The following is a 24,493-nucleotide window of genomic DNA, read 5'->3' as shown; positions in this document are numbered from 1 at the left end:
GCAGCGGGTCATCGGAGTTCCCAAGCCACGACCGGTAGGCTTGGCCCTCGTGACCCACGTGCTGCAGAACGTCGTCTTCCCGCTCGACCGCGACCCCGATCTGCTCCCGCTGTACGCGGATCCGGACACCTGGTCGGTCATCGACGAAGAGCCGGTGCGAGTCTCCAATCGCGCCCATCTCGGCAACATCCTCGGCCGGCATCGCGCCCGCATCGTCGCGGGCCGCCGCGTGTCGCTGGGCACGTATTTCAACGCGTTCCCCGCCTCGTACTGGCAGCACTGGACGGGGGTGCGCGAAGTGCGCCTCACCGTGCGCACATCCGGCCCCGCAACCGTCCTCGTGTACCGCTCGAACGGACAGGGCGTGCGTCAGCGCATCGACACCCGGGAGGTGACCGGTGACGCGGTGACGTCGTTCGACCTGTCGCTCACCGAGTACAGCGACGGCGGCTGGATCTGGTTCGACGTCGTCGCCGACGAGAAGCACGCCATCCTCGAGGGCGCGCAGTGGACCACGGAGCAGGAACCCGCCCGCCGCGGCAAGGCGTCCCTCGGCATCACCACCTACAACAAGCCCGACTACTGCGTCGACACGCTCAAGGCGCTCGCGGCGTCGCCGGACGCCCTCGAGTTCGTCGATCGCATCTTCCTCATCGACCAGGGGACTCAGCTCGTCGCGGAGCAGGACGGATACGATGACGTCGCGGCCGAGCTGGGCGAGACACTCCAGGTCATCCGCCAGGGCAACCTCGGCGGATCCGGCGGCTTCGCCCGCTCGATGCACGAGACGCTGCAGCGGCCGGAGAGCGACTTCGTGCAGCTGCTCGACGACGACGTGCGCCTGGAGCCGGAATCGCTGCGACGCTCGATCGTGTTCGCACGCTACGCCACCACACCGGTGCTCGTCGGCGGCCACATGTTCGATCTGCTGGACCGGCCCAAGCTGCACGGCTGGGCCGAGGTCGTCGACGAGCATCCCTTCATGTGGCGCAACCTCTACCAGGAGAAGATGCCGCACGACTTCGGTGTCGCCAACCTGCGACAGTCCCCCCTGCTGCACACGCGGATGGACGCCGACTACAACGGCTGGTGGATGTGCCTCATTCCGCTCGACGCCATCCGCAAGGTGGGGCTCTCGCTGCCGGCGTTCATCAAATGGGACGACGCCGAGTTCTGTCTGCGCGCCGGCGAGGCCGGCTTCCCCACGGTGTCGCTTCCCGGCGTCGCGCTGTGGCACGTGTCGTGGGTGAACAAGGACGACACCATCGACTGGCAGGCGTACTTCCACGCCCGCAACCGAATCGTCGCCGGGCTGCTGCACTCGAATGCTCCCCGAGGAGGGCGGCTGCTCAAGCACAGTCTGCGTGTCGATCTGAAGCACCTGATGATGATGCAGTACTACCCCGTCGCCCTGCGCGCGCGGGCGCTGCGCGACGTGCTGTCGGGCCCGGCGCACATGAGGCAGAACCTCGCGACGGCGATGCCGGCCGCGCGCAAGCTGGCGGCTGAGTTCCCGGAGACGGTCGTGCACCGCGATCCCAGCCGGGTGCTGCACTCCCGCAAGGGCCGTCAGGTGTACAAGCGGCTGAAGCAGCACGAGTACGACAGCCCGAGCGGCCTGCGCCTGCGCTGGTTCACGCTGCGCACGCTGGTCGCCCACTGGCTGCACACCCCCGATCCCGCCAACGTCACTCAGCCCGAGGTCGAGTTCGGCAAGGGCGACGCGCACTGGTGGCGCGTACCGCGCTTCGACAGCGCTCTCGTCAGCTCCGCGGACGGCTCGGGCAAGAACGTGTACACGCGCGATCGTGCTCAATATCGACGAATGCTCACCGAGAGCGTGAAGTTGCACCGCCGTCTGCGGCGGAACTGGCCGAAGCTGCAGGCCGAGTATCGTGCCGCGCTTCCCCAGCTCGTCTCCGATGACTCCTGGCGCCGGATTTTCGAGGAGCAGGCATGAGCCTCGCCGAGTTCGACCCCGCATCCGCGTCGATCGTCATCGTCACCTATAACCGCTCGCACCTTCTCGGTGGTCTGCTGGCAAGCATCCGGGCGATGGATCCGAAGCCGGGTCGGGTGATCATCATCGACAACGCCTCCGCCGACGACACGACCGACGTCGTCGACTCGTTCCGCGCCGACATCGGCACCGAGATCGTGTACCGCCGACTCGAGACCAACACCGGCGGGTCGGGCGGGTTCAGCGAGGGCATGCGCACGGCGTACGAGCTGGGATCCGAATGGATCTGGATGATGGACGACGACGTCGAGGTGCTGCCGGACGGCCTCGCGAAGATGGGCCGCTGGTCGCGGCGATTCAAGAGCATCCAGGGGCGGCGCTACGACTATGACGGCAGCGAGTTCTACTGGCAGTACCGGATCGCCGACCGGATGGGCATCCCGATTCCGTTCGCACCGTCGAAGTTCGACTCGTCGGGCTTCAAGGAGATGAACAGCGGATGCTTCGAGGGCATGTTCATCCATCGCTCGATCGTGGCGCAGATCGGGCTGCCCGACCCGCGCTTCTTCATCTACTGGGACGACCAGATGTACGGCTGGCTGGCCTCCCGCCTGACCACCGCCGTCATCGTCGACGAGTTCGTGCTGCGCCGCACGCGTGAGATCAAGCAGTGGGACATGGGCATCCGGCACATGAACGCGTCCAGCAACGCGTACCGCTACTACATCATGCGCAACCGCGCATACATCAAGCACTACTACCGCGTGCACAGGGCGTACAGTCCGGTGCTCTTCGGCCTCGGTACCACCGCCACCTTCTTCAAGGAGCTGATCCGGCTGCTCTTCGTCGAGCGCACCGTGCGCGGGACGAGCAACCTGCTCCGCGGCCTGCGAGACGGTGCCCGGATCAGCCGCGACCGCACCTGGCAGCCCATGCCGGCACTGGAGGCACGATGAGCGAGCAGCAGCCCGAGTACGTGTGGGCATATCCGGATGAGAAGCCCAAGCGCGGGCGCACCTGGCTGATCGTCGGCCTCGCCGTCGTTGCGGTCGTGATCGCGGCGCTGGTGTTCTGGCTGTTCCTGCGGCCCGGTGCGCCGCTCGCGAGTGCGACCGCGACGCCGAGCGCATCCCCGTCGGCGAGCGTTTCGCCCTCGGCGTCTGAGAGTGCTTCCGCTGCGCCTTCGGCCTCGCCGGAGCCGTCGGAGACCGCCATCGCTACGCCGCCCCCGGTGCCGGATCCCGACATCGACACGTTCCGTGGGCAGGTGCAGGGATGGCTGGACGACGCCGGCACTGGTCTGGACATCGTGTCGAGCAGCAGCGGGCAGGAAGCGCTGACGGTGATCGACGCACTCGAGGCGGATGCTCAACGACTGGCCGACACCCCCGCACCCTCCTCGATCACCTCCGAGTGGAACGACAATCTCTCGGCTTATCAATCGCAGCTCGGCGAGCTGCGTTCGGCCGCGACCGGCGGATCGACGATATCCGTGGGGGCTGCACGCTCGGCGCTGCAGTCGCTGCGCGCGCTCATCGGGCTCTGACTCGCTGCGCGAATCAGCGGGCGTTGCGTCAACGGGAGTTGTGATCCGCGTTGTAACGGTCGAGCACGTCCTTGATCGGCCCGTCGAGCACGAGAGCGCCCTTGTCGAGGTATAGACCCCGCGTGCAGAACCGGCGCAGGTCACGCTCGTTATGGCTGACGAAGAACAGAGTACGTCCTTCGGCGAGCAGCTCGTCGATGCGCTTGTAGCACTTCTCCCGGAAGGCCTTGTCTCCGACGGCGAGCACCTCGTCGACAAGCAGGATGGGCTCGTCGAGCTGAGAGACCACGGAGAAGGCCAGCCGAACCTTCATTCCGTTCGACAGGTGCTTGTACGGCGTCTCCTCGAAGCCGGTCAACTCGGCGAAGGCGATGATGTCGTCGTACCGACGCGCCACCTCCGCTCGGGGCATCCCATGCAGTCCGGCCGTCAGACGCACGTTCTCGCGCACGGTGAGGTCTCCGACGAATCCGCCGGTGAGCTCGATCAGTGGCGCGACTCCCCCGTTGACCGTCACTCGTCCTTCGTCGGGCAGGAGCACGCCGGCCACCAGACGCAGCAGCGTGGATTTGCCCTGCCCGTTGCGGCCGACGACTCCGATCGATTCGCCCGAGCGCACCGTGAACGAGACGTCGCGAAGCGCCCAGAACTCCCCTGGCCGACTGCGACGACGTGTGCCCGCGAAGAGATCCTTGAAACTGCGCCTGCCGCGCCTGTTGCGACGAAAGCGCACGCCAAGTCGGTCTACGTCGATCGCGGATGACATCACAGCTCCTTCAGCACCGGGCGTTCGAGTGTCCGGAACGTCCACAGCCCGAGTGCGAGAAGAGCCGCGCACAAGCCTGCGCTGATGAGAACGGGCACCAGCTGCACCAGCTCGGGGAAGAACGCCGCACGGTAGAGCATGAAGATCCCTGTGAGCGGATTGAATGACAGAACGGTCTGAAACGGCTCAGGGAGATTCTGCACAGAGTAGATGACCGGAGTCGCGTAGAAGAGAGCCCGCAGGATGAGCGCCGTCGTGCGCTCAAGATCGCTGAACATCACGCAGAGCGGAGCAACCAGCATCCCGAGGCCTACCAGCAGAGCCGCCTGCAGCACGATCGCCACCGGCAGCAGTAACAGCCCCCAACCGACGCTTGCGGTCTTGTCTGGATCTGTTTCGACGGCGAGGTTGACGATCACGAAAAGAGCCAGCACGGGCAGCGAGAACAGGAACTCGATTCCCTTGCTGAGGACGATGCGGTTGATCCATATCGACCGCGGTATGGCCGTGGAACGCACGAGCTTGGCGTCCTTGCGGAAGGCGCGCGTGAAATCCGACACGGAGGTGTTGAACCACACCCACGGCAGCAGGCCTGCTATCAAGAAGACGATATAGGGGTCGGCGCCGACGTCCTTCTTGAAGAAGAAGGTGAAGACCAGCAGGTAGATCAGGCTCATCACCAGCGGGTCGAGAATCGACCACAGGTAACCGAGCATGCTCGTGGCGTAGCGGACCTTCAGGTCGCGCGCCGACAGCAGCCACAGTGAATGCAGATAGCGCCGGGGCGTCCCGGGCGCCCCGGCAGCAGCGTGACTCACGATTCCGAGTCTAAGAGAGAGTGTTGTTCCAGAGCGACAGCGCCGACCCGATCGCCATGTGCATGTCGAGGTACTGGTAGGTGCCGAGGCGCCCGCCGAAGTGCACGTCCTTCTCGCCCTTGGCGAGTTCGCGGTAGGCCAGGAGACCCTCGCGGTCCGTCGGCGTGTTCACCGGGTAGTACGGCTCATCGCCCCGCTCGGCGAAGCGCGAGAACTCCCGCATGATCACGGTCTTGTCGGACTCGTAGACGTCCTTGCGCTCCGGGTGGAAGTGCTTGAACTCGTGAATGCGCGTGTAGGGCACGTCCATGTCCGGATAGTTCATGACGCTAGTGCCCTGGAAATCGCGGATACTCAGCACCTCCTGCTCGAAGTCGAGCGTGCGCCAGCTCAGTGCGCCCTCCGCGTAGTCGAAGTAGCGGTCGACGGGACCGGTGTACACGACGGGCACCTGACCGACCGTGGCCGTCTTGCTCAGCGGCTGCGCTTCGTCGAAGTAGTCGACATTCAGCTTCACCTCGATGTTGGGGTGATCGGCCATGCGCTCCAGCCACGCGGTGTAGCCGTCGGTGGGGAGGCCCTCCCACGTGTCGTTGAAGTAGCGGTTGTCGTACGTGTAGCGCACAGGGAGCCGGCTGACGATGTCGCCCGACAGCTTCTGCGGATCGGTCTGCCACTGCTTCGCCGTGTAGTCGCGGAAGAACGCCTCGAACAGTGGGCGCCCGACCAGGGCGATGCCCTTCTCTTCGAAGTTTGCCGCGGACTTCACGTCGAACTCGCCCGCCTGCTCCCTGATGAGCGCACGCGCTTCGTCCGGCGTGTAGGCGGCCTGGAAGAACTGGTTGATCGTGCCCAGATTCACGGGCATCGGGAACACGACGCCCTTGTGCGTCGAGTACACACGGTGCACGTAGTTCGTGAACGATGTGAAGCGGTTGACGTACTCCCACACCGTCGCGTTCGAGGTGTGGAACAGGTGCGCACCGTAGCGGTGGACCTCGATGCCGGTCTCAGGCTCCGCCTCGCTGAAGGCGTTGCCACCGATGTGCGAACGGCGGTCGATGACGGTCACCTTGCGGCCGGCTTCAGCAGCGCGCTCGGCGATGGTGAGGCCGAAGAAACCGGAGCCGACGATGAGGAGGTCCATGCGTGATTCTTTCCTGTCTGGCGTCCCGTCCCGGGGACCCGTCGCGGCCGCCCGTCGCGGGGCACCATTGGCCCTACCATGCTACCTGCGTAAACGGGCGGCGCCGGTCTGCGGCACCCCACCCGGCTTCGTATGCTGAAGGGACGATGACGATAGATATCATGCTGCCGTTCTGGGGTGATCCCGCGCTGCTGCGCCAGACGGTGGAGTCCGTCCGTGCGCAAACCGACGGCGACTGGCGCCTCACGGTGATCGACGACGCCTATCCGGACCGCACCGTGGCGGAGGCCTTCGCCCGCCTCGACGACCCGCGGATCCGGTACCGGCGGCATGACCAGAACGTCGGCATCATCGAGAACTTTCGGGAGAGCGTGCGTCTGGCCGAAGCCGACCATCTGGTGGTGCTGGGCAGCGACGACCTCCTGCTCCCGGGCTACGTCGCTGTGGTCCGCGCCGCCATCTCCCGCCATCCGGACGCCGCCGTGGTCCAGCCGGGCGTGCAGGTGATCGACGAGAACGGTGCGCCGTCGCTGCCGCTCGTCGACCGGGTGAAGCAGCGGATGCTGCGGCCGGACACCCGCGCCGGCGACGTGGAATTGGCCGGAGAGCGGCTCGCGACGAGCCTGGTGCGGGGCAACTGGCTCTATTGGCCGTCGCTCGTGTTCCGGACCGACGCCATCCGTGCGCACGACTTCCGCGACGACCTGCCCATCGTCCTGGATCTGGCGATCCTCCTCGACATCGTCTTCGCGGGCGGATCGCTCGTCGTGATCGACGACGAGGTCTTCGCCTATCGACGACACACCGAGAGCGCGTCCCAGAAGGCCATCCTCGACGGCTCCCGCTTCCGGGACGACCGCCGGTTCTTCCGGGAGACGGCGAGTCGGGCCGAGGAGCGCGGCTGGAGGTCCACGGCCCGCGCGGCCAGGGCCCGCGTGTTCGCGCGCCTGCACGCCCTGACGACCGTGCCGACCGTCATGCGACGCGGGGACGCCGAGGGACGCCGCGCCCTCTGGGCGCACATCCTGCGCTGATCAGCGCCGGAGCGCCGATACCCACGCCCGCAGCAGCATCACGCGGGCGCGGAGCACCGCCCCGATCCCGCGGGGCCGGGACGGGGAGGCGTTCGCATCGTGGATCCGCCGCCGGATCGTCGGGGCCTCGATGTGCTTCATGGTGCGGTGCGCGTTGCCGACGAGCGCGATCCAGAGATCATGGCTCTCGCCGAGGTACGGCGGGAACGGCAGGACCCGGTCGAGGGCGTCGCGGCGGACGGCCATGGCGCAGCCGTAGTACGGCGCCATCCCGGCGAGGATCCGCAGCGCGTTGCGCACGCCCTGCCGCGACCATTCCGCCCGCAGCCGCCAGGCCCGGCGGGTGATCGGGTTCGGGAGCGGATCGTCCGAACCGAGCAGCACCAGATTCGATGCCGCGACGGCGGAGTCCTCGAGCGCGGAGAGGAAGAGGGCCCGCCGACCGGGGATCCAGACGTCGTCCTGGTCAGACAGCAGCACGACGTCGCCCGTGGCCCGGCCCAGCGCCTCCTCGAAGGTGCGGACATAGCCGCGGTTGTCTCCCCGCGCATGCACCCGGATGCGCGGATCGTCGAAACTTGCCAGCACCGCGATCGTGCCGTCAGTCGAGGCGTCGTCCACGACGACCACCTCGTCCTGGGGCTCCAGCTCCGCGAGGATCGACGCGAGCTGCGCTGCGAGGTACCGCTCGCCGTTGTACGTGGCCATGCACACGCTCACCCGGATCGCGCTCACGACACGGCCTCCTTCGCTGGTCTGCGCAGCTCGGCACGGAGCACGAGCACCTGATATCCCGCGACGCACAGCTCCGACACCGCCACCGCCCATGCCACCGCCGGTACGGATCCGGCCGCGGCGAAGAGGAGGATGAGCGGGGCCCCGACGAGCGCGCCGACGAGCGTGGAGACGGCCAGTGCACGCACCCGGCCGACGACCACCAGGCAGGCGTAGCCGACGATGGCCGCCGTGGCGATGCCGATGAAGGCGACGCCGAGAGGCAGCGACACCTCCCAGGGGACGGTGATCGCGCCGACGGAGAGGATCGTCGACGCCCACGGGCTCAGCACCGCGATGCACGCGCCGCCGATGGTCCCGATGACGACGGCGGCGCCGGCGGCGATCCGCGCCCGGTGCCGGTAGTTGGCCTCTGGGTCGGGCACCCATCCCTGGAAGAACTGCTGGATGGGCAGCAGGGCGATCGAGGCGTACTTGAACAGACGGTCGGCGAAGGCGTACATCGGCTGCAGCGCGGGGAGGAACGCCTGCACGGCGACCATCGGCAGCGTCACGTAGAGACCGCTGACGAGCGTGGCGGAGACGGCATGACGCTGTCCGCCGAGCACCGCCCGCAGCGGCACGCGGCTGTGCGACGACGCGGTGGAGCCGCGCAGGACGGTCACGGCGTCGATCACGACGGCGCCGACGAAACCGAGTCCCTGGGCGACCAGATACACCCACAGCTCGCCTGTCAGGACGGCACCGACGATTCCGACGACGGCACCGAGGACTGTAGGCAGCGTGTCGCAGAGGAACAGCCGAAGCGGCTTGCCCTCTCCCGTGAAGTACCACGCCGCCCCGAGATTCGGCAGCAGATACACCGCGGCGCCGAGCACGGAGACGAGGACGTCTCCGCGGGTGAGCAGGGCGAGGATGAGCGCGATCACCGGAAGCACGACCAGGTAGAGCAGGGCGCGTGCGCGGAGGGACGTGCGGTAAAAGGCCTGCCGTCCCTCGATGGGGATGCCCGCGACGGTCGCGGCGCCGGTCGCTCCCCAGCCGAACGCGACGAGGATACCGCCGAACTGCGACACCGTCTGGATGAGCGCGAGGGTGCCCCAGGTGGCCTTGCCGAGAGAGGCCGTGAGGAGGGGGATTGAGATGATGCCGATGAGAGTGACGACCCCGACCGAGACAGTAAACCCGCTCAGGCGGCCGGCCGCGGAGCGCACGGCCCCGCTCACGCCGGATCCTGCGCGATCACGGGTGCCGTCCACCGGATCTCGGCGGCGACGGGCGCGAGCGCCGCGGGCATCCGGCCCATCCGTCCCCGGAAGGCGGCGACGGCCGCTGCTCGGTACACGCGCAGCAGCGCCCGTCGTGGCTGCGCGACCCAGACGGCGTTGACGAAGTGGATGCCGTCGAGGAGGGAGTCCCGGATGATCTGACGGGGAGCCACGAGGAGGTACTCGCGGTTGAGCACGATCCGGTTCCGGAGACGGTAGAAGTAGCGGAAGGGGGTGCTCAGGGTGACCTCGGGCGGGATGCCGGGCAGCCGCACCGTGCGTCCCCACAGGTCTCGGCGGTATTTCGTCCCGAGCGCGTGCTCCATCCGCACGCCGCCGGCGGCGAGGACCCGCCATCCGCGGCGGCGCAGACGGAGCTCGAACTCCGTGTCGACGAGATCGATGAAGAAGTCCTCGCGCAGCGCTCCGACAGCCTCGACCACCGGCGCGGGGAGGAGCATCCCCGACTGGATCACGTTGGCGGCGTCACCCCACACAGCGTCGGGCCCGCGCTGTTGCCGCACCCCGGCGAAGAACTCCGGGACGACGACGCCGACGCGGGAGCCCGCCGCTGTCGCGGCGTCGTGGGCCCCGAGCAGCGCGGCCACGAAGCCCGACTCGATGTGCGAGTCCTGGTCGAACGTCAGCACGAACGCGGCGCCCGCCTCCAGCGCCCTGGCGATGCCGTCGTTCAGCGCCGCGGCGATGCCGTCGTTGGCGGGGCGTCGCACCACCGTGGCGCCGTCCGCGGCGAGCGCCGACAGCACGGAGTCGGCCGCCGGGCCGGAGCCGTCGTCGACGACGATCACGCCGTCGACCTGCGCGGCGACCGAGGCGACCGCCTCCCTCGCGGATTCACCGGGCCGGAAGGTCGAGAAGACGGCCCAGACACGCGAGGCGCTCATCCGAGGCGCACCGGACGGGGGACGGAAGGCAGAGACTCCAGCATGGCGCCTTTAGACTAGCCTCATTCGCTGATCGACCCCGCAGACCCGGAAGGCCCTCTCGTGTCGACCTCCCCGTTCGGCACCATCGTGCTGGCCGCCTACTCCCCCGATCCGGAGCTTTTCCGTCGTCAGCTCGCGTCCCTGCAGGCGCAGTCGGTGGAGAACTGGGAATGCGTCATCTCGGTGGACGGCGATCCCGCACCCGTCGCCGCCCTGGTAAAGGAGATCACCGAAGGGGACGGTCGCTTCCGGATCGTCGGCGACGGATCGCGGCTCGGCTTCTACCTGAACTTCGAGCGCGGCCTCCTCGCCGTGTCCGAGCGCAGCACGTGGATCGCGCTCTGCGACCAGGACGATCGCTGGGGCGCCGACAAGATCGAGCGTCTGCTCCCCCACCTCGACGAGGTCTCGCTCGTCTCCGCCCAGGCGCGGATCGTCTCCTACCCCTCCGAGAAGGAGACGGGACGCACGGCCCGGCAGGATCACGGGTCACTCTTCACCCTCCTCTCCAACGAGTTCACCGGCTCGCTGTGCCTCTTCGCCCCGGAACTGCTGGGGACCGCCCTCCCCTTCCCCCGCGCCTCGACGAGGGTCGCGACCCACGACCACTGGCTCGCGGTCGTCGCGGCGGCCCACCGGGGCACGCGCATCGTCGACGACGTCGTGCAGGACTACGTGCAGCACGACGCCAACGTCTTCGGCGACCCGAGCCGGCTCGGCGGCGGCAGCATCCGCCAGTCGGTACGCAACATCCGCGACCAGGCGGAGCGCTACGAGGGCTCCCGCTCCCCGTGGGCGATCGCCCGGATGGCCTTCTGGACCTATGTGGGCTGGCGACAGCTGCTGGTCGACACGCTCGATCGACGGATCCCGGCATCCCGCGTCGACGCCCGTCGTGACCGGATCTTCGGCGACGACCGTCGGTTTCGCGCGGCATTCGCCCTGCTCCGGGTGGCACGTCGACGTGGCATCGTCCCGGCGCGCTTCGCGCTCGAGTACCGCGCGAGCTGGCTGTGCGGAGCAGTCAGCGGCGGGCGCCGCGCCGTCCGTCGTGCCGTCGACGTGACCGGCGTCTGACGGCGGAGCTCAGTCGCGCTCTCCCGGCGCGCTGCGCTCCTCGAGGCCGGCGGTGCGCTGCTCCAGCCGCTCCAGCTGAGTGCGCAGGATCGCCGACTCCTCCGCGAGACGGCGGGTCTCCTCCTCGACCTGGCTGAGCTCCCAGGACAGGTGCAGCGCGACGCCGAGCAGCAGCAGGATCGCGGTCGCGAAGAGCAGGTTCGACGGCACCTGCACGCCGAGGAACGCCGTGAGACCGGCCAGGAGCCCGGGGAAGAGACCGACGATGAGCACCGAGACGGCGATGATGAGCCACAGCACCGCGTACTTCTCGCGGAGCCGTCGCGTGAGCAGCATCCAGAGGACGATGACGAGGATGAGGATGGCGAGGGCGATGCCAACGAGGACGATCATGCGCGAGGTTCTCCCTTCCGCGAGCCTGTGCGTCGCATCGCGGCCAGCAGCAGGGCGAACACCGACCTCAGCAGGTAGACGGTGGAGCCGAGCGGACCCTGACTCGGGCTGCCGTGCGCGCGCGGGCGCATCGCGACACCGACCTGAGTCACCGTGAGGCCGGAGTGCAGCGCCGCGACAAGGGAGTCGAGCGTGTCACCGAGGTACTCCGCGGGGTAGTACTGGACGTACTGGTCGATGGCCCGCGCGTTGGCGGCGCGGAATCCGCTCGTCACGTCCGTGAGCCGGGTCTTCGCGATCCGCGAGACCACCGAGGCGAGGAAGACCATCGCCCACCGGCGCGGCCCGCGGACGGAGTAGTCGCCGACGTCGGAGAAGCGCGCGCCGATCGAGATGTCCGCCTCCTCGAGGCCGCCGAGCACACGCTCGATGTCCCCCGGGTCGTGCTGCCCGTCCGCATCGACCTGAATCGCCGCGGCGTACCCTTCGCGCGCCGCGTAGGTAAACCCGGTGCGCATGGCCCCGCCCACGCCCAGGTTGAACGGCAGCGACAGGACGGCGGCGCCGGCCTCCCGAGCCGCCGCGGCGGTGGTGTCGGTGGAGCCGTCGTCGATCACGACGACGTCGTAGCGCGACGACGCGGCGCGGATCTCGCGGACGGTGGTCCCGACGTTGCGCTCCTCGTTCCACGCGGGCACGAGGACGAGGACACGGTTCGCACGTGTCTTGCCGGTCATGTCAGGATCTCCGAGTTCAGCCCAGACCGCACGCGGTCACTTCGTACAGTCTGGCATCCCCTTCGCTGTCGACCAGACGCACCGCCCCGGAATCCTCCAGCTCCTCCAGACCCGGAAGGGGGTGCGAGCCGTTGTGCACCTCTCGATCGCCGAAGTCCAGCACGAAGCCGACGCCCGTCTCGCGGAGGGCGTCGCAGACGTCGGGCTGCGTCTCGGCGTCGGCGAGATGATCGTTCACCGTCTGGGCCTCCTCGGAGACGTCCACGAGGATGTGTGGCATGAGCACCTCGCGTCCGCCGATCGCGTACGCCAGCGCGGTGCCTGTGTATGGATTCCCCGAGATCTTCTCTCCGGCCGGGACGTGCGTGGGGAGTCGTTCGAGCAGTGCCATCTCGTCCGCGCTCACCAGCGCGGAGTCGTCGTCCAGCGCGAACCGTCCGTGCGCCTGCTCCACGGCGTGCGGCAGAGCGGGCAGCGGCAGCAGGACGGCGCCCAAGACCGCCAGGGCCGCGCCCGTGAGCGTGCGGGCCCTCACGGCTTCGGGGCGCGCCGCCGCCCAGCGTCGTGCCACCGCCTCGACGGTGCGCGCGACACCGAACGCCGCGAGCGGGACGAGCGCCACACCGAAGACGGCGGCGAGCCGCGGCCAGTTGTTGTACCAGCTCCCGGTAAGCGCGTCACGGAGCGTGCCGAACGGCGAGGCGATCACGATCACGAACAGGGCGGCGCCGATCACCCACGATGCCACCGCCACGAAGACCGGCCCGGTGCGCTCCCGGACGGCCCACACCAGACCCAGCAGGATCGCGAGGGTGACGCCGATCGACACCGTGCCGTAGAACATCGACACCTGCGCCACCTCCCGCACGGCCTCTGCCGGGCTGAGCGCGGTCGGCCACAGGCGCGTGGGCAGCGGCGGGCGGAGGATCTTGAGCAGCAGCAGCCCCAGGCCGAGGTACGCGAGCGCCCCGACCACCAGCCCGATGCGTGCCCGGCCCGCGGGGTGTCCGCGCCAGAAGCGGACGGCGAAGACACCGACCATCGGGACCGACAGCGCCAGCCACGCGACGAACCCGCCGGGGTGTGCGAGGGCGACCCCGGGGATGGCGCCCAGGAGGACGAAGCCCCACCAGCCCGGCGCCCGCTCCCCGGCGGTCGCCCCGATCCCGAGCAGGGAGGCGGTCGCGGCGAGCGCGACCGGGGCGAGCGCGAGCGCGAGTTGGAACGGGTAGAGCACGCCGTAGTCCATCGGGAGCAGCGGGAACATCGGCACCGACACGCTGACGAGCGCCGCGCTGACCGCGACGGCCGCGGTCGCCCCGGCGAGCACCCGCGAGAGCAGCACGGCGCCGAGCGGCCACAGCACCGCGGCGATCACGAGCGTCTGCGCATTGACCACGGCGGGGATGCCCGCGCCGCTCAGCTGGACGACGATGGCGGCGGTGGCGTGCCAGACCGACGGGTAGAACGGCACGCCGCCGTTGGGGCTCGTCATCTGGCCGAGTTCGAGGGGCGAGGCGGCGGCGGTGTCGAGGATGTACCGGATCGCGTTGAGGTGGAAGACGTTGTCGAACGTCTGGGAGATCGCCGTCGGCGCTCCGATCACGGAGAGTGTCTGCCCGCCGATCACGATCGCGGCGAGCACCAGCGCGAGCACCGTCCACCACGGTGAGAAGGAGGGCAGCGCCACGGGGCGGGTCGTCGTCCTGCGTCGCACGAGCAGCACGCCGGCGCCGATCACGACCGCCAGGACGAGGCTCGGAAGGATCGACCACCCGAGACCGAGCCATCCGGCGACGACGCTCGCGCCGCCGATCACGGTCGTCGCGAAGGCGGGGGCCGCGGCGACGGCCCAGAGCCTCCGGAGCCCGATCACCCAGGCGAGCGACCCTCCGAGAACCGCGTACACCGCGAGGAGGACGACGGCAGGCCACAGCAGTTCGAGCATTCCCATTAGTTCCAGATCTCTCGCGGACGACCGGATCAGGATATCCCGCGGCCATGGTGATCCCCTGCGTGGACCAGGACCGGGCGAGGCGGGACGAGGCGCGCCCGGGACTTCCGGGAACAGTGTGTCAACATAGAGGCGTGAAAGGCATCATTCTCGCCGGGGGCTCCGGCACGCGTCTGCACCCGATCACACTGGGGGTCTCGAAGCAGCTGATCCCGGTGTACGACAAGCCGATGGTCTACTACCCGCTGTCGACGCTGATGCTCGCCGGCATCCGCGACATCCTGGTGATCACCACCCCGCACGACGCCGCGCACTTCGAGCGGCTGCTGGGCGACGGATCGCAGTTCGGGATCAACCTGCAGTTCGCGCAGCAGCCGTCGCCGGACGGCCTCGCCCAGGCCTTCACCATCGGCGCGGACTTCATCGGCGACGACTCGGTCGCCCTGGTCCTCGGCGACAACCTGCTCTACGGCCCCGGCCTCGGGAACCGCCTGCAGCGGTTCGAGGACATCGACGGCGGCGCGGTCTTCGCGTACTGGGTGGCAGAGCCCCAGGCCTACGGCGTGGTCGAGTTCGACACCGAGGGCCGCGCGGTGTCGCTCGAGGAGAAGCCTGCACAGCCCAAGAGCAACTACGCCGTGCCCGGTCTGTACTTCTACGACAACGACGTCGTCGAAATCGCCCGCAATCTGGAGCCGAGCGCTCGCGGCGAGTACGAGATCACCGACATCAACCGCGCCTATCTGGAGCGCGGCAAGCTGCAGGTCGAGGTGCTCCCTCGGGGCACCGCGTGGCTCGACACCGGCACGTTCGACCAGATGACGGACGCCGCGGAGTACGTGCGCACGATGGAACGACGCACCGCGCTGAAGATCGGCGTCCCCGAAGAGGTGGCGTGGCGTCAGGGCTTCCTGAGCGACGACGAACTGCGCGAGCGCGCCGAGAAGCTGGTCAAGTCGGGCTACGGGGTCTACCTGCTCGACATCCTGAAGAGAGGACACGCATGAGCCGTCTGCTCGTGACCGGAGGTGCCGGCTTCATTGGCTCCAACTTCGTCCACCACGTGGTGGCGCACACGGACCACCACGTGACCGTGCTCGACGCGCTCACCTACGCCGGCAACCGGCGCTCACTGGAGGGTCTGCCCGAGAACCGGGTCACCTTCGTCGAGGGTGACATCACCGACGCCGCCCTCATCGACCGGCTCTTCGCCGAGACCGACGCGGTCGTGCACTACGCCGCGGAGTCGCACAACGACAACTCACTGAACGACCCGCGTCCGTTCCTCGACACGAACATCGTCGGCACCTACACGCTGCTCGAGGCCGCTCGTCGCTACGATCGCCGCTTCCACCACATCTCGACGGACGAGGTGTACGGGGACCTCGCGCTGGACGACCCGGAGCGCTTCACCGAGTCGACGCCGTACAACCCGTCGTCGCCGTACTCCTCGACCAAGGCCGGCAGCGACCTCCTGGTCCGCGCGTGGGTCCGGTCGTTCGGCGTCAAGGCGACGATCTCCAACTGCTCCAACAACTACGGCCCGTACCAGCACGTGGAGAAGTTCATCCCCCGGCAGATCACGAACGTGCTCCGGGGCATCCGCCCGAAGCTATACGGCGCCGGCGAGAACGTGCGCGACTGGATCCACGCGGACGACCACTCCTCCGCGGTCCTCACGATCCTGGACAAGGGCGCCATCGGCGAGACCTACCTGATCGGCGCGGACGGCGAGCGCAACAACAAGGACGTCGTCGAGCTCATCCTCACGATGATGGGACAGCCCGCCGACGCCTACGACCACGTCACCGACCGCGCGGGCCATGACTTGCGGTATGCGATCGACTCCACGAAGCTGCGTACCGAGCTCGGCTGGCGTCCGCAGTTCTCCGACTTCGAGGCGGGGCTGTCGGCGACGATCGACTGGTATCGCGACAACGAGTCGTGGTGGGCGCCGGGCAAGGACGCCGTCGAAGCGTTCTACGCGGGCAAGGGCCAGTGAGCGCCGCGTTCGGGAAGAAGCTGGAGCGGATCGAGACTCCCATCCCCGGTCTCGTGGTGTTCGAGCTGCCCGTCCACGGAGACTCCCGCGGCTGGTTCAAGGAGAACTGGCAGCGCGAGAAGATGGTCGCCCTTGGTCTCGAGGACTTTGGACCCGTGCAGAACAACATCTCCTTTAACGACGCCGTCGGCACGACCCGAGGCATCCACGCGGAGCCTTGGGACAAGTGGGTGTCGGTCGCGACTGGACGCATCTTCGGCGCCTGGGTCGACCTCCGCGAAGGGCCCTCATTCGGCACGGTCTTCACGACCGAGCTCGACCCGTCGCGGGCCATCTTCGTCCCGCGCGGGGTCGGCAACTCGTACCAGACGCTCGAGCCGGACACCGCCTACACGTACCTCGTCAACGACCACTGGTCCCCCGACGCCTCGTACTCGTTCCTGAATCTGGCCGATGAGACGGCCGCCATCGAGTGGCCGATCCCGCTCACCGAGGTCGAGATCTCGGAGAGGGACAAGGCGCACCCGCGCCTCGCGGACGTCACGCCGATCCCGCCGAGGAAGGTGCTCGTTCTCGGGGCATCGGGTCAGCTGGGTCGCGCCGTGCGCGCCCACCTCGGCGATGCGGCGCACATCGAGTACGCCACGCGCGCAGACATCGACGTGGCGGCGACCGACCTCGCAACGGCACGCCGCTGGCATGACTACGGCCTCATCGTCAATGCGGCCGCCTACACCGCCGTCGACCAGGCGGAGACAGCGGACGGCCGGGAGCAGGCATGGGCCGCCAACGCCACAGCGGTCGCCGCACTTGCTCGGATCGCCGACGACCACGGCATCACGTTCGTCCACGTGTCGAGCGACTACGTCTTCGACGGCACGCACGACGGCGCCTACCCCGAGGACGCGCCGCCGCGCCCCCTCGGCGTCTACGGGCAGACGAAAGCCGCCGGCGACCTCGCGGCATCGACCGCCGGGCGACACTACATCGTGCGGACGTCCTGGGTGATCGGCGACGGCGGGAACTTCGTCCGCACCATGCAGTCCCTCGCCGAGCGCGGGATCGATCCGCGGGTCGTGGGCGACCAGATAGGACGCCTGACCTTCACTTCCGACATCGCAGCCGCGATCGCGCATCTCGTCGAGACGCGGGCCCCCTACGGCGTCTACAACGTGACCGGATCGGGCGACCCCCGCTCCTGGGCAGACATCGCACGCGAGGTGTTCCGCCTGAGCGGCCACGACGCGGACCGCGTCACCGCCGTGAGCACGGATGAGTACTTCGCATCAGCGACCGGCCCGGTCGCCCCGCGCCCGCGGAACAGCGTTCTGGATCTCGCGAAGATCACCGCGACCGGGTTCGCCCCCGCCGACGCCGACGAGTCACTCGCGGCGTATCTTGCTGTCGAGGAGGAGATCCGATGAGGCTGAGTGTCATCGGCTGCGGGTACCTGGGGGCAGTGCACGCCACGGCCATGGCGTCCATCGGCCACGAGGTCGTCGGCTTCGACGTCGATGCCGACAAGATCGGTCGCCTCGCCGCGGGAGAAGCGCCCTTCTTCGAGCCCGGCTTCGACGAACTGCTGCGCGACACCCTGGCGACAGGGCGGCTGACGTTCTCCACCGAGCCCTCCGACCTGGCCGCCGCACAGGTCCACTTCATCGCCGTCGGAACACCCCAGCGGGAAGACGGCGATGGAGCCGACCTCCGGTTCGTCGATGCCGCCGTTCAGGGCTTGCTCCCCGTGCTCTCCGAAGGGGACGTCGTGGTCGGGAAGTCGACGGTACCCGTAGGCACCGCACAACGGCTCGCCGACATCGTCGCTCCCACCGGCGCACTGCTGCTCTGGAACCCGGAGTTCCTCCGCGAGGGCTTCGCCGTCCAGGACACCCTTGAGCCCGACCGCATCGTCTACGGAACGGCGGACCCGGAGGGCCCAGGGGTCGCGATCCTCGACGAGGTGTACGCGAAAGCTCTCGCGGCCGGGATCCCGCGTCTCGTCACCGACTTCTCCACGTCCGAACTGGTCAAGGTGGCGGCCAACGCGTTCCTCGCCACGAAGATCTCCTTCATCAACGCGATGTCGGAGATCGCCGACGCCACGGGCGCGGATGTGACACAGCTCGCGGATGCGATCGGACACGACGTCCGCATCGGCCGCCGCTTCCTCAACGCCGGCGTCGGCTTCGGTGGCGGTTGCCTGCCGAAGGACATCCGCGCGTTCGCCACCCGAGCGGAGGAGCTCGGGCACGGGAGAGCTCTGCGATTCCTCCGCGAAGTCGACGAGATCAACCTGCGCCAGCGGAACCGCCTCGTCGATGTCGTGTCGGAGGAACTCGGCGGCTCCGTCGCCGGACGTCGCATCGCGATCCTCGGGCTGGCGTTCAAGCCCAATTCGGACGACACACGCGACTCCCCCGCGCTGGATATCGCCACGCGCCTGCATGGGCTCGGGGCGGACGTCATCTCCTATGATCCGGAAGCGATCGAGACGGCGCGTCGTGTTCGTCCTCACCTGACGTACGCGCGTACCGCGGACGAGGCTCTCGCCGGTGCCGAAGCAACGGTCGTCGTGACCGAATGGGAGCAGTTCAGGCAGCTCGACCCGGAGACGGCCGCGGATCTGGTGGCGGACCGTCTGATCATCGATGGCCGCAACTGCCTCGACGCCGGCCGCTGGCGCGCTGCCGGGTGGAGCTACCGTGGCCTCGGTCGGCGCTGACCCGCGCGTCCGCGCAACGAAGAGAACCGCTTCGTCCCGGGTACCCGACCCGCCTCGCGCGGACATCCAGGCGCTGCGCGCGTTCGCCGTAGCGGCCGTCGTCGTCTTCCATGTCTGGCCGCATGCGCTCACCGGCGGGTACATCGGAGTCGATGTCTTCTTCGTGATCTCCGGCTACCTGATCACCGGGCAATTGGTCCGACTGCGCGAGCGGGGCGGACTCCGGCTGAGTGCGTTCTGGGCGGCACGGGCGCGTCGCCTGCTTCCTGCGGCGCTCCTCGTGCTCGCCGCGAGCACCGTGCTCACTCTGCTCTCCGCGCCTCCGGCTCTGGTCACGCAATACCTGCGTTCCATCGTCGGAAGCACTCTCTACGTCGAGAACTGGGTGCTCGCCGCCGACGCCGTCGACTACCTTGGCGCGGACAACGCTCCTCCGATCGCCCAGCACTACTGGTCGCTCTCCGTGGAGGAACAGTTCTACATCCTCTGGCCGCTGCTCGTGATCGCCGCGACCAGCGCGGCCATCGCCAGGGGACGAGGCCGCAGGGCGCTCCTCGTCACCCTCGGCACCGTCACGGCGGCGAGCCTCGTGCTGAGTCTGGTGACGACATTCACCGCTCCCTCCTTCGCCTACTTCGCCACGCCGGTGCGGATGTGGGAGTTCGGATTCGGTGCCCTGGTGGCTGTGCTCCCGGCGATCGCGGTCCCCCGCGCAGCGCGCGCCGTGATCTGGCTGGCCGGGTGGCTCGCGCTGATCGGCTCCGCCCTCGTTTTCGGACCGACGACGCCCTTCCCGGGATACGCAGCAATCCTCCCCGTCGCGGCCACGGCCGCGCTGATCCTCATCGGCCCGACCCCGCCCTTCGCGGCGGCCCGCCTCCAGGCGTGGCGTCCGGTGCAATGGCTCGGCGACAACTCTTACGGCATCTATCTGTGGCACTGGCCACTCATCGTCATCGCTCCCGCCGTCCTCGGGGCGGAGCTCGACCTCTGGCAGAACGTCCTGCTGGTCCTGCTGACTGCGGTCCTCGCCGCGCTCGGCAAGAGATTCGTCGAGGATCCGCTACGGTTCGGCAGGCTCACCAGTTTCCGCCCTCGGACGATCCTGTGGGGGACGGCGGCCGCAATGGTCGTGGTCACGGCCGCCGCCGGCGTTCCCGCGCTCGCCATCTCGGCGTCCGAGCAGGAAAGGACGGCCCAGGCGCAGACAGAGATCGCGGATCCCGACGCGTGCCGAGGCGCGAATCTCCTCCTGGGCCCCGACTGCGCCGGAGCCAAGAGCGAGATCGTCGACCGCGCCGAACTGATCCCCGGGCTCGCTGGGCTGTACGACGACACAGACGGCGCTTTCGCCTGCTACACGCAGAGCGCGGCGCCGATCGAGCCTTGCCACATCGGATCCAAGGCGCCCGATGCCGTGCGCATCGCCGTCACCGGAGACTCGCACGCCGCCATGTTGGTCCCGGCTCTTCGAGACGTCGCCGAGGATGCCGGGTGGTCCATCGACGTCTACGTGGGCCGAGGGTGCGCGTGGTCGAGCGATCCCGACCCCGCGTGCGCTGAGCGTCGCACGGCCCTGGACGCCGACCTGCTCGCCGGCGGATACGACGCAATCCTCGTGACCGCGTGGAACCAGATCGACGCCGACGCTTCGGAGCGCGCGGAGCGCGGCGCGCAGTTCGCCGACCGCTGGCGCGCCGCGCAGGAGGCCGGAGTCCGCGTGATCCCCGTGCTCGACAACCCGGCTGTCCCGCAGGCTGCCGCGGACTGTCTGGCGGAGCAGCGAGACTTCTCCTACGAGACGTGCGCGTTCTCCGCCGTCGATTTCCTCCGCGAGGATCCTCTTTCGATAGCCGCCCGCGACGCAGGCATCACGCCGATCGACCTCCGGGGCGCCTTCTGCGATCCGGAAGGAGTGTGCCCCATGGTCGCAGGGGGCGTCGTCGTGTACCGCGACCTCCATCACATCACCGCCACCTTCAGCCATTCCCTCGCTCCGTACCTTCGCCGGGAGATCACCGCACTTCTCCCCGACTCGTCCCCCACTTCTTAGGAACCGCCATGCCCCCACTCGTGTCGATTGTGATGCGCACGAAGGACCGTCCGGTTTTCGTCCGGCGTGCTCTTCGGAGCATCGGCTCGCAGACCCACACCGATTGGGAACTGATCATCGTCGACGACGGCGGTGCTCCCGGGGTCGTCGATGCGGTCGTGGCCGAGAGCAGCCCTCTGGTGCGGGAACGAACCAGGATCATCTCGCACCCGGTCTCACTCGGGCGCTGGCAGGCGGCCAACGCCGGCGTGGGCGCCGCGCGCGGGGATCTGCTCGTCCTGCACGATGACGACGACTCCTGGGCACCGGAATTCCTCGCCCGCGCCGCCGCCTATCTGCACGAGCACCCCGATCGCCTCGGCGTGGTCTCGCGCATCGAGATCGTGTGGGAGCAGCGCACCGGCGACGAGCTCAGAGAACTCGGCCGCGAAGCGTTCCTCCCCGAATCGGTGGCCCCGCTGCTGATGGATCAGCAGCGGTTCAATCAGTTCGTGCCGATCGCGTTCGTCTATCGGAGGGAACTCCACGAGCGCCTCGGACTCTACGATGAATCCCTCCCTGTCGTCGGCGACTGGGTCTTCAACACCCGGGTCCTGGAGCTCGGCGCTCTGGAGTACCTCGATCCCGCGCCACTGGTGTACTGGCACCAGCGCCCGTCGGGTATCGGGGTGGACGGCAACAGTGTGATCGCCGCGAGCGAGGACCACCGGCGGACAGACGCGCTTCTCCGCGACGAGGAGTTCCGGCGCCTGGTCGCCCGAGAGGGAGCGGGAGCGGCGCTGTACTTCGAGCGCCGGCTGCGCGAGACGGAGGAACTGATGAAGCGGGAGTTCGCCGCCCTGCGGAAAGAAGCGCTCCACCCGCTACGGTCGGCGTACCGCCGCCTGCGGAACAGGTTCCAGAAGTGAGATCGGAAGTGTGACGAGATGAAGACAGGTCCCCGACTCTGCGTGTTCCCGGCCTGGAACGGCAACCCTTACCTCAACCTGATGGGCCTCGCGCCCCGGGCTGCCGGGTACCGCTTCATCGAGCGATCGGCGTACTCGTCTCTGCTCGCCTCTGTCGCGGCGCTCGAAGCCGGAGACGTGCTGCACCTCCATTGGACGGCACCGATCGCACAATCCGCACGATCTCACCGCGAGGCGGCGAAACGCGTGCAGGTGGTCGCCGAGAGTCTTGCGGAGGCTCGCGCACGGGGCGTGAAGATCGTATGGACCGTTCATAACCGCCTCCCCCACGAGCTCACGCATCTCGATGCGGAGCGTCGGCTCTATGCGGTTCTCGCCGAGGCGGCCGATCTCATCCACGTGATGGCACCGGCGACGTCCGACCTGGTCGCCGACGTCGTCGTGCTGCCGCCGGAGAAGATCGTGACGATCCCCCACCCGAGCTACCTCGGCGTCTACGACTCCGACATCTCGCGGGAGGACGCGCGCGCCAGCTTCGGCCTCGACCCGGAAGACCATGCGATCCTCTTCCTCGGTCAGATCCGACCGTACAAGGGCATCGACCTCCTCCTCCAGGCGACCGCGCACGCGCAGCGCGCAGGGGGGCGTCGACCCGTCCTCCTGCTCGCCGGTTCCGCCAATTCCGAATCGATCGCGCAATACGATGCGCTCAAGCCGTCCGGCATCCGCACGGTCACTGCTTTCGAGTCCGTGCCCGATGCCGATGTCGCGAGGTGGTATCGCGCCGCCGACGTCGCCGTGTTCCCGTATCGCGCCATCCTGAACTCCGGAAGTCTGCATCTCGCGGCGACGATGAACGTCCCCTCGATCCTGCCGGGTCTTCCCCATCTTCGGGAACAGTTCGGTGCCGAACCCTGGGTGACGTTCTTCGACGTCGACGCGCCCGTGGACTCCCTCACTGCTCTTCTCAGTGATGACGAGTTGTTCGCGGACGTGGGCGAGACGGACTTCGAACGGTTCAACGACGGCATCAGCCCGTGGACGGTCTCGCTGGCGTACCTCAGAGCCCTACGGACGCTCGGAGACTGATGCTCCGCCGAGACGCCGGAAGGCGTCAGGGCCGAGCAGGGATCACACGCCGCGTCAGGGTGCGAGCGGCGGACACTGTGCGGATCACGAGGCGGCGCGGCGCACGGAACACCCAGTGCGCACGACGCTCGAGCCGGACCCAGGCGCCGCTCTGCTCATATAGGAGGTTGTCGAACGGGTGGTACTCCGGGACATCGGAGTCCGCATAGCCGGAAACCACCACGCCGTCAGCGAAGAGGAAAGCGGGCTGCAGGAGGACCGCTCGCGGCAGGCGGGAACGCGAGAAATCAGCCTCGCACGTCCATCCTCCCTCCTTCTCGCTCCACGACCACCGGAGCGGTCGCACCACCGACCCCGCACTCCACAGCACCGGAATCGCGTCCGGCGACGAAGCCCTCGCGTGTACGCGAATGGGGTCTCGACCGAACAGCGGCGTCACGGTGGCCGCGAGTCCGCGTTGCCGGGCAGCGGCGGCGGCGACGTCACCCGCAGCGAACTCCGGCACGAGCGCGCGGATACGCTCTCCGAACCTTTCCTCGGCTGCCTGCGCGAGGCGGACCCAGGCCTCTTCGGTCGGAGCGTCGACGATACGAACGTTCTCCAGAGCCTCAGCCACGCCCCGCAGCAACCTCTCCTCGGCGGCATCGGCTTCGCCGTCGGAGGCGCGATCTCCCTGGGCGATGACGAGAAGATTGGAAGCGGGGTGCCGGAGGAGCGCCTCCAGGGAACGCAGACGGATCAGGCCGTCGGCACTGCTCCACGTCCCCCCGTCCACCGTCTGTGCCGTGGCGCGCGCCGCGAGGATGTTGCCGGCGGCGAACAGACGCAGCGTTACGCGCTTGCGGATGTCGATCCACGTCGCCGCAGGGCCGGCGATCGCCAAGAGGTCAGCGAGCAGTCGGACCGCCTCGGCATCGTCATCCTGCGGCTGAGTCCACGACGCCAGGAACTTTCGCACGTGGAAGAAGCCGTCGCGGTCGTGGATCAAGGAGGCATAACGCGCACGCAGACCGTCGTCACCGACCGACGCCACGAGATCCGCGCACTGTCGTTCCTGCGTGACGTAACTCAGGAACGAGGCCGCGGACGATGCTCGCGATGTCATCGAGGTCCCGCCCGGTCGATCACGATACAGGTAGACGACATCTTCGATGACGTCGATGCGGTCCGCCTTGACGTACGCGGTCACCATCGGCACGATATCGTTCGAACGAGGAACGTCGGGGAAGCGGATGTCGTTCTCGACCCAGAACGCGCGATCGAAAGCTTTGTTCCAGCAGGGGCGGCTGAAGATCAGCGTAGGGATGTCTGACAGCGTCGCCCCGCGCACGGGAGTG

At 68.5% G+C, this 24,493-nt stretch carries 22 protein-coding genes; 12 read left to right on the top strand and 10 right to left on the bottom strand.

Annotated features, from left to right (window positions below):
• Positions 1-49: 49 nt before the first annotated feature.
• The 3 genes from AB0O65_RS04060 to AB0O65_RS04050 are packed head-to-tail and all read left to right on the top strand — an operon-like array spanning position 50 to position 3,506.
• Positions 50-1,960 (top strand): glycosyltransferase, encoded by a 1,911-nt coding sequence (locus AB0O65_RS04060; RefSeq protein WP_363383261.1) that lies wholly within the window; start codon positions 50-52, stop codon positions 1,958-1,960.
• Entirely contained in the window at positions 1,957-2,916 is a 960-nt protein-coding gene (locus AB0O65_RS04055; RefSeq protein ID WP_363383259.1) for a glycosyltransferase family 2 protein, read from the top strand. The genes AB0O65_RS04060 and AB0O65_RS04055 overlap by 4 nt, the downstream gene beginning before the upstream one ends.
• Positions 2,913-3,506 carry a hypothetical protein gene (locus AB0O65_RS04050; protein ID WP_363383257.1) on the top strand — a complete coding sequence of 198 codons (594 nt, stop codon included), beginning with the start codon at positions 2,913-2,915 and terminating at the stop codon, positions 3,504-3,506. Before AB0O65_RS04055 ends, AB0O65_RS04050 begins: the two co-directional genes overlap by 4 nt.
• Positions 3,507-3,534: 28 nt before the next feature.
• On the opposite strand, the gene AB0O65_RS04045 is transcribed toward AB0O65_RS04050, so the two are convergent.
• Genes AB0O65_RS04045 through glf form a run of 3 tightly spaced genes read right to left on the bottom strand, consistent with a single transcriptional unit; the run spans position 3,535 to position 6,237 of the window.
• The gene (locus tag AB0O65_RS04045) at positions 3,535-4,272 is read right to left on the bottom strand and encodes an ABC transporter ATP-binding protein (RefSeq protein WP_363383255.1); all 738 of its coding nucleotides are present in this window, start codon (positions 4,270-4,272) and stop codon (positions 3,535-3,537) included.
• Positions 4,272-5,090, bottom strand: coding sequence for an ABC transporter permease (locus AB0O65_RS04040; RefSeq protein ID WP_363383253.1), 819 nt, complete (start codon positions 5,088-5,090; stop codon positions 4,272-4,274). The genes AB0O65_RS04045 and AB0O65_RS04040 overlap by 1 nt, the downstream gene beginning before the upstream one ends.
• A gap of 10 nt (positions 5,091-5,100) precedes the next feature.
• Complete coding sequence (gene glf, locus AB0O65_RS04035) at positions 5,101-6,237, bottom strand: UDP-galactopyranose mutase (protein ID WP_363383251.1); 1,137 nt, start codon at positions 6,235-6,237, stop codon at positions 5,101-5,103.
• Positions 6,238-6,383: 146 nt separating this feature from the next.
• On the opposite strand from glf, the gene AB0O65_RS04030 reads away from it, so the two are divergent.
• Positions 6,384-7,271, top strand: coding sequence for a glycosyltransferase (locus tag AB0O65_RS04030; protein ID WP_363383249.1), 888 nt, complete (start codon positions 6,384-6,386; stop codon positions 7,269-7,271).
• On the opposite strand, the gene AB0O65_RS04025 is transcribed toward AB0O65_RS04030, so the two are convergent.
• Genes AB0O65_RS04025 through AB0O65_RS04015 form a run of 3 tightly spaced genes read right to left on the bottom strand, consistent with a single transcriptional unit; the run spans position 7,272 to position 10,179 of the window.
• Positions 7,272-8,006 (bottom strand): glycosyltransferase, encoded by a 735-nt coding sequence (locus AB0O65_RS04025; RefSeq protein ID WP_363383247.1) that lies wholly within the window; start codon positions 8,004-8,006, stop codon positions 7,272-7,274. It lies immediately after the preceding gene.
• The gene (locus tag AB0O65_RS04020) at positions 8,003-9,232 is read right to left on the bottom strand and encodes a hypothetical protein (RefSeq protein WP_363383245.1); all 1,230 of its coding nucleotides are present in this window, start codon (positions 9,230-9,232) and stop codon (positions 8,003-8,005) included. The genes AB0O65_RS04025 and AB0O65_RS04020 overlap by 4 nt, the downstream gene beginning before the upstream one ends.
• Complete coding sequence (locus tag AB0O65_RS04015) at positions 9,229-10,179, bottom strand: glycosyltransferase (protein ID WP_363383243.1); 951 nt, start codon at positions 10,177-10,179, stop codon at positions 9,229-9,231. Before AB0O65_RS04015 ends, AB0O65_RS04020 begins: the two co-directional genes overlap by 4 nt.
• Positions 10,180-10,281: 102 nt before the next feature.
• Here AB0O65_RS04015 and AB0O65_RS04010 point away from each other — a divergent pair, with 102 nt between their 5' ends.
• Positions 10,282-11,298 carry a glycosyltransferase gene (locus AB0O65_RS04010; RefSeq protein ID WP_363383241.1) on the top strand — a complete coding sequence of 339 codons (1,017 nt, stop codon included), beginning with the start codon at positions 10,282-10,284 and terminating at the stop codon, positions 11,296-11,298.
• Positions 11,299-11,307: 9 nt separating this feature from the next.
• On the opposite strand, the gene AB0O65_RS04005 is transcribed toward AB0O65_RS04010, so the two are convergent.
• The 3 genes from AB0O65_RS04005 to AB0O65_RS03995 are packed head-to-tail and all read right to left on the bottom strand — an operon-like array spanning position 11,308 to position 14,376.
• A complete protein-coding gene (locus AB0O65_RS04005; RefSeq protein ID WP_363383239.1) occupies positions 11,308-11,691 on the bottom strand; it encodes a DUF2304 domain-containing protein in 384 nt (127 codons plus the stop codon).
• Positions 11,688-12,428, bottom strand: coding sequence for a glycosyltransferase family 2 protein (locus tag AB0O65_RS04000; protein ID WP_363383237.1), 741 nt, complete (start codon positions 12,426-12,428; stop codon positions 11,688-11,690). The genes AB0O65_RS04005 and AB0O65_RS04000 overlap by 4 nt, the downstream gene beginning before the upstream one ends.
• Before the next feature lie 16 nt (positions 12,429-12,444).
• Positions 12,445-14,376 (bottom strand): DUF6541 family protein, encoded by a 1,932-nt coding sequence (locus AB0O65_RS03995; RefSeq protein WP_363383235.1) that lies wholly within the window; start codon positions 14,374-14,376, stop codon positions 12,445-12,447.
• 140 nt (positions 14,377-14,516) lie between these two features.
• Between AB0O65_RS03995 and rfbA the strand changes: the two genes are divergently transcribed.
• The 7 genes from rfbA to AB0O65_RS03960 are packed head-to-tail and all read left to right on the top strand — an operon-like array spanning position 14,517 to position 23,156.
• Positions 14,517-15,389 carry a glucose-1-phosphate thymidylyltransferase RfbA gene (rfbA, locus tag AB0O65_RS03990; protein ID WP_363383233.1) on the top strand — a complete coding sequence of 291 codons (873 nt, stop codon included), beginning with the start codon at positions 14,517-14,519 and terminating at the stop codon, positions 15,387-15,389.
• Entirely contained in the window at positions 15,386-16,384 is a 999-nt protein-coding gene (rfbB, locus tag AB0O65_RS03985) for a dTDP-glucose 4,6-dehydratase (RefSeq protein ID WP_363383231.1), read from the top strand. Before rfbA ends, rfbB begins: the two co-directional genes overlap by 4 nt.
• On the top strand, positions 16,381-17,808 hold the full coding sequence (locus AB0O65_RS03980; protein ID WP_363383229.1) for a bifunctional dTDP-4-dehydrorhamnose 3,5-epimerase family protein/NAD(P)-dependent oxidoreductase: 1,428 nt from the start codon (positions 16,381-16,383) through the stop codon (positions 17,806-17,808). The genes rfbB and AB0O65_RS03980 overlap by 4 nt, the downstream gene beginning before the upstream one ends.
• Positions 17,805-19,106 carry a UDP-glucose/GDP-mannose dehydrogenase family protein gene (locus AB0O65_RS03975; protein WP_363383227.1) on the top strand — a complete coding sequence of 434 codons (1,302 nt, stop codon included), beginning with the start codon at positions 17,805-17,807 and terminating at the stop codon, positions 19,104-19,106. The genes AB0O65_RS03980 and AB0O65_RS03975 overlap by 4 nt, the downstream gene beginning before the upstream one ends.
• Complete coding sequence (locus AB0O65_RS03970; RefSeq protein ID WP_363383225.1) at positions 19,087-21,159, top strand: acyltransferase family protein; 2,073 nt, start codon at positions 19,087-19,089, stop codon at positions 21,157-21,159. The genes AB0O65_RS03975 and AB0O65_RS03970 overlap by 20 nt, the downstream gene beginning before the upstream one ends.
• Before the next feature lie 8 nt (positions 21,160-21,167).
• The gene (locus tag AB0O65_RS03965; RefSeq protein WP_363383223.1) at positions 21,168-22,067 is read left to right on the top strand and encodes a glycosyltransferase; all 900 of its coding nucleotides are present in this window, start codon (positions 21,168-21,170) and stop codon (positions 22,065-22,067) included.
• A gap of 18 nt (positions 22,068-22,085) precedes the next feature.
• Positions 22,086-23,156, top strand: coding sequence for a glycosyltransferase family 4 protein (locus AB0O65_RS03960; protein ID WP_363383221.1), 1,071 nt, complete (start codon positions 22,086-22,088; stop codon positions 23,154-23,156).
• A 25-nt stretch (positions 23,157-23,181) separates the two neighbouring features.
• On the opposite strand, the gene AB0O65_RS03955 is transcribed toward AB0O65_RS03960, so the two are convergent.
• Entirely contained in the window at positions 23,182-24,486 is a 1,305-nt protein-coding gene (locus AB0O65_RS03955) for a hypothetical protein (RefSeq protein ID WP_363383543.1), read from the bottom strand.
• Between the last annotated feature and the right edge of the window lie 7 nt (positions 24,487-24,493).

Source organism: Microbacterium sp. NPDC077391 (genome assembly GCF_040686955.1).
In the GTDB taxonomy this organism is placed as follows: Bacteria; Actinomycetota; Actinomycetes; order Actinomycetales; family Microbacteriaceae; genus Microbacterium; species Microbacterium commune.
Note: the sequence above shows the minus strand (reverse complement) of the source record. Positions and strands in the feature narration are given on the sequence as shown.

Excerpts from the sequence above, each read along its gene's own strand:
- AB0O65_RS04055 (WP_363383259.1), top strand. The coding sequence starts at position 1,957 with ATGAGCCTCGCCGAGTTCGACCCCGCATCCGCGTCGATCGTCATCGTC.
- AB0O65_RS04050 (WP_363383257.1), top strand. The coding sequence starts at position 2,913 with ATGAGCGAGCAGCAGCCCGAGTACGTGTGGGCATATCCGGATGAGAAG.
- AB0O65_RS04045 (WP_363383255.1), bottom strand. The coding sequence starts at position 4,272 with ATGTCATCCGCGATCGACGTAGACCGACTTGGCGTGCGCTTTCGTCGC.
- glf (WP_363383251.1), bottom strand. The coding sequence starts at position 6,237 with ATGGACCTCCTCATCGTCGGCTCCGGTTTCTTCGGCCTCACCATCGCC.
- AB0O65_RS04030 (WP_363383249.1), top strand. The coding sequence starts at position 6,384 with ATGACGATAGATATCATGCTGCCGTTCTGGGGTGATCCCGCGCTGCTG.
- AB0O65_RS04015 (WP_363383243.1), bottom strand. The coding sequence starts at position 10,179 with ATGAGCGCCTCGCGTGTCTGGGCCGTCTTCTCGACCTTCCGGCCCGGT.
- AB0O65_RS04005 (WP_363383239.1), bottom strand. The coding sequence starts at position 11,691 with ATGATCGTCCTCGTTGGCATCGCCCTCGCCATCCTCATCCTCGTCATC.
- AB0O65_RS04000 (WP_363383237.1), bottom strand. The coding sequence starts at position 12,428 with ATGACCGGCAAGACACGTGCGAACCGTGTCCTCGTCCTCGTGCCCGCG.
- AB0O65_RS03995 (WP_363383235.1), bottom strand. The coding sequence starts at position 14,376 with ATGCTCGAACTGCTGTGGCCTGCCGTCGTCCTCCTCGCGGTGTACGCG.
- rfbB (WP_363383231.1), top strand. The coding sequence starts at position 15,386 with ATGAGCCGTCTGCTCGTGACCGGAGGTGCCGGCTTCATTGGCTCCAAC.
- AB0O65_RS03975 (WP_363383227.1), top strand. The coding sequence starts at position 17,805 with ATGAGGCTGAGTGTCATCGGCTGCGGGTACCTGGGGGCAGTGCACGCC.
- AB0O65_RS03965 (WP_363383223.1), top strand. The coding sequence starts at position 21,168 with ATGCCCCCACTCGTGTCGATTGTGATGCGCACGAAGGACCGTCCGGTT.
- AB0O65_RS03960 (WP_363383221.1), top strand. The coding sequence starts at position 22,086 with ATGAAGACAGGTCCCCGACTCTGCGTGTTCCCGGCCTGGAACGGCAAC.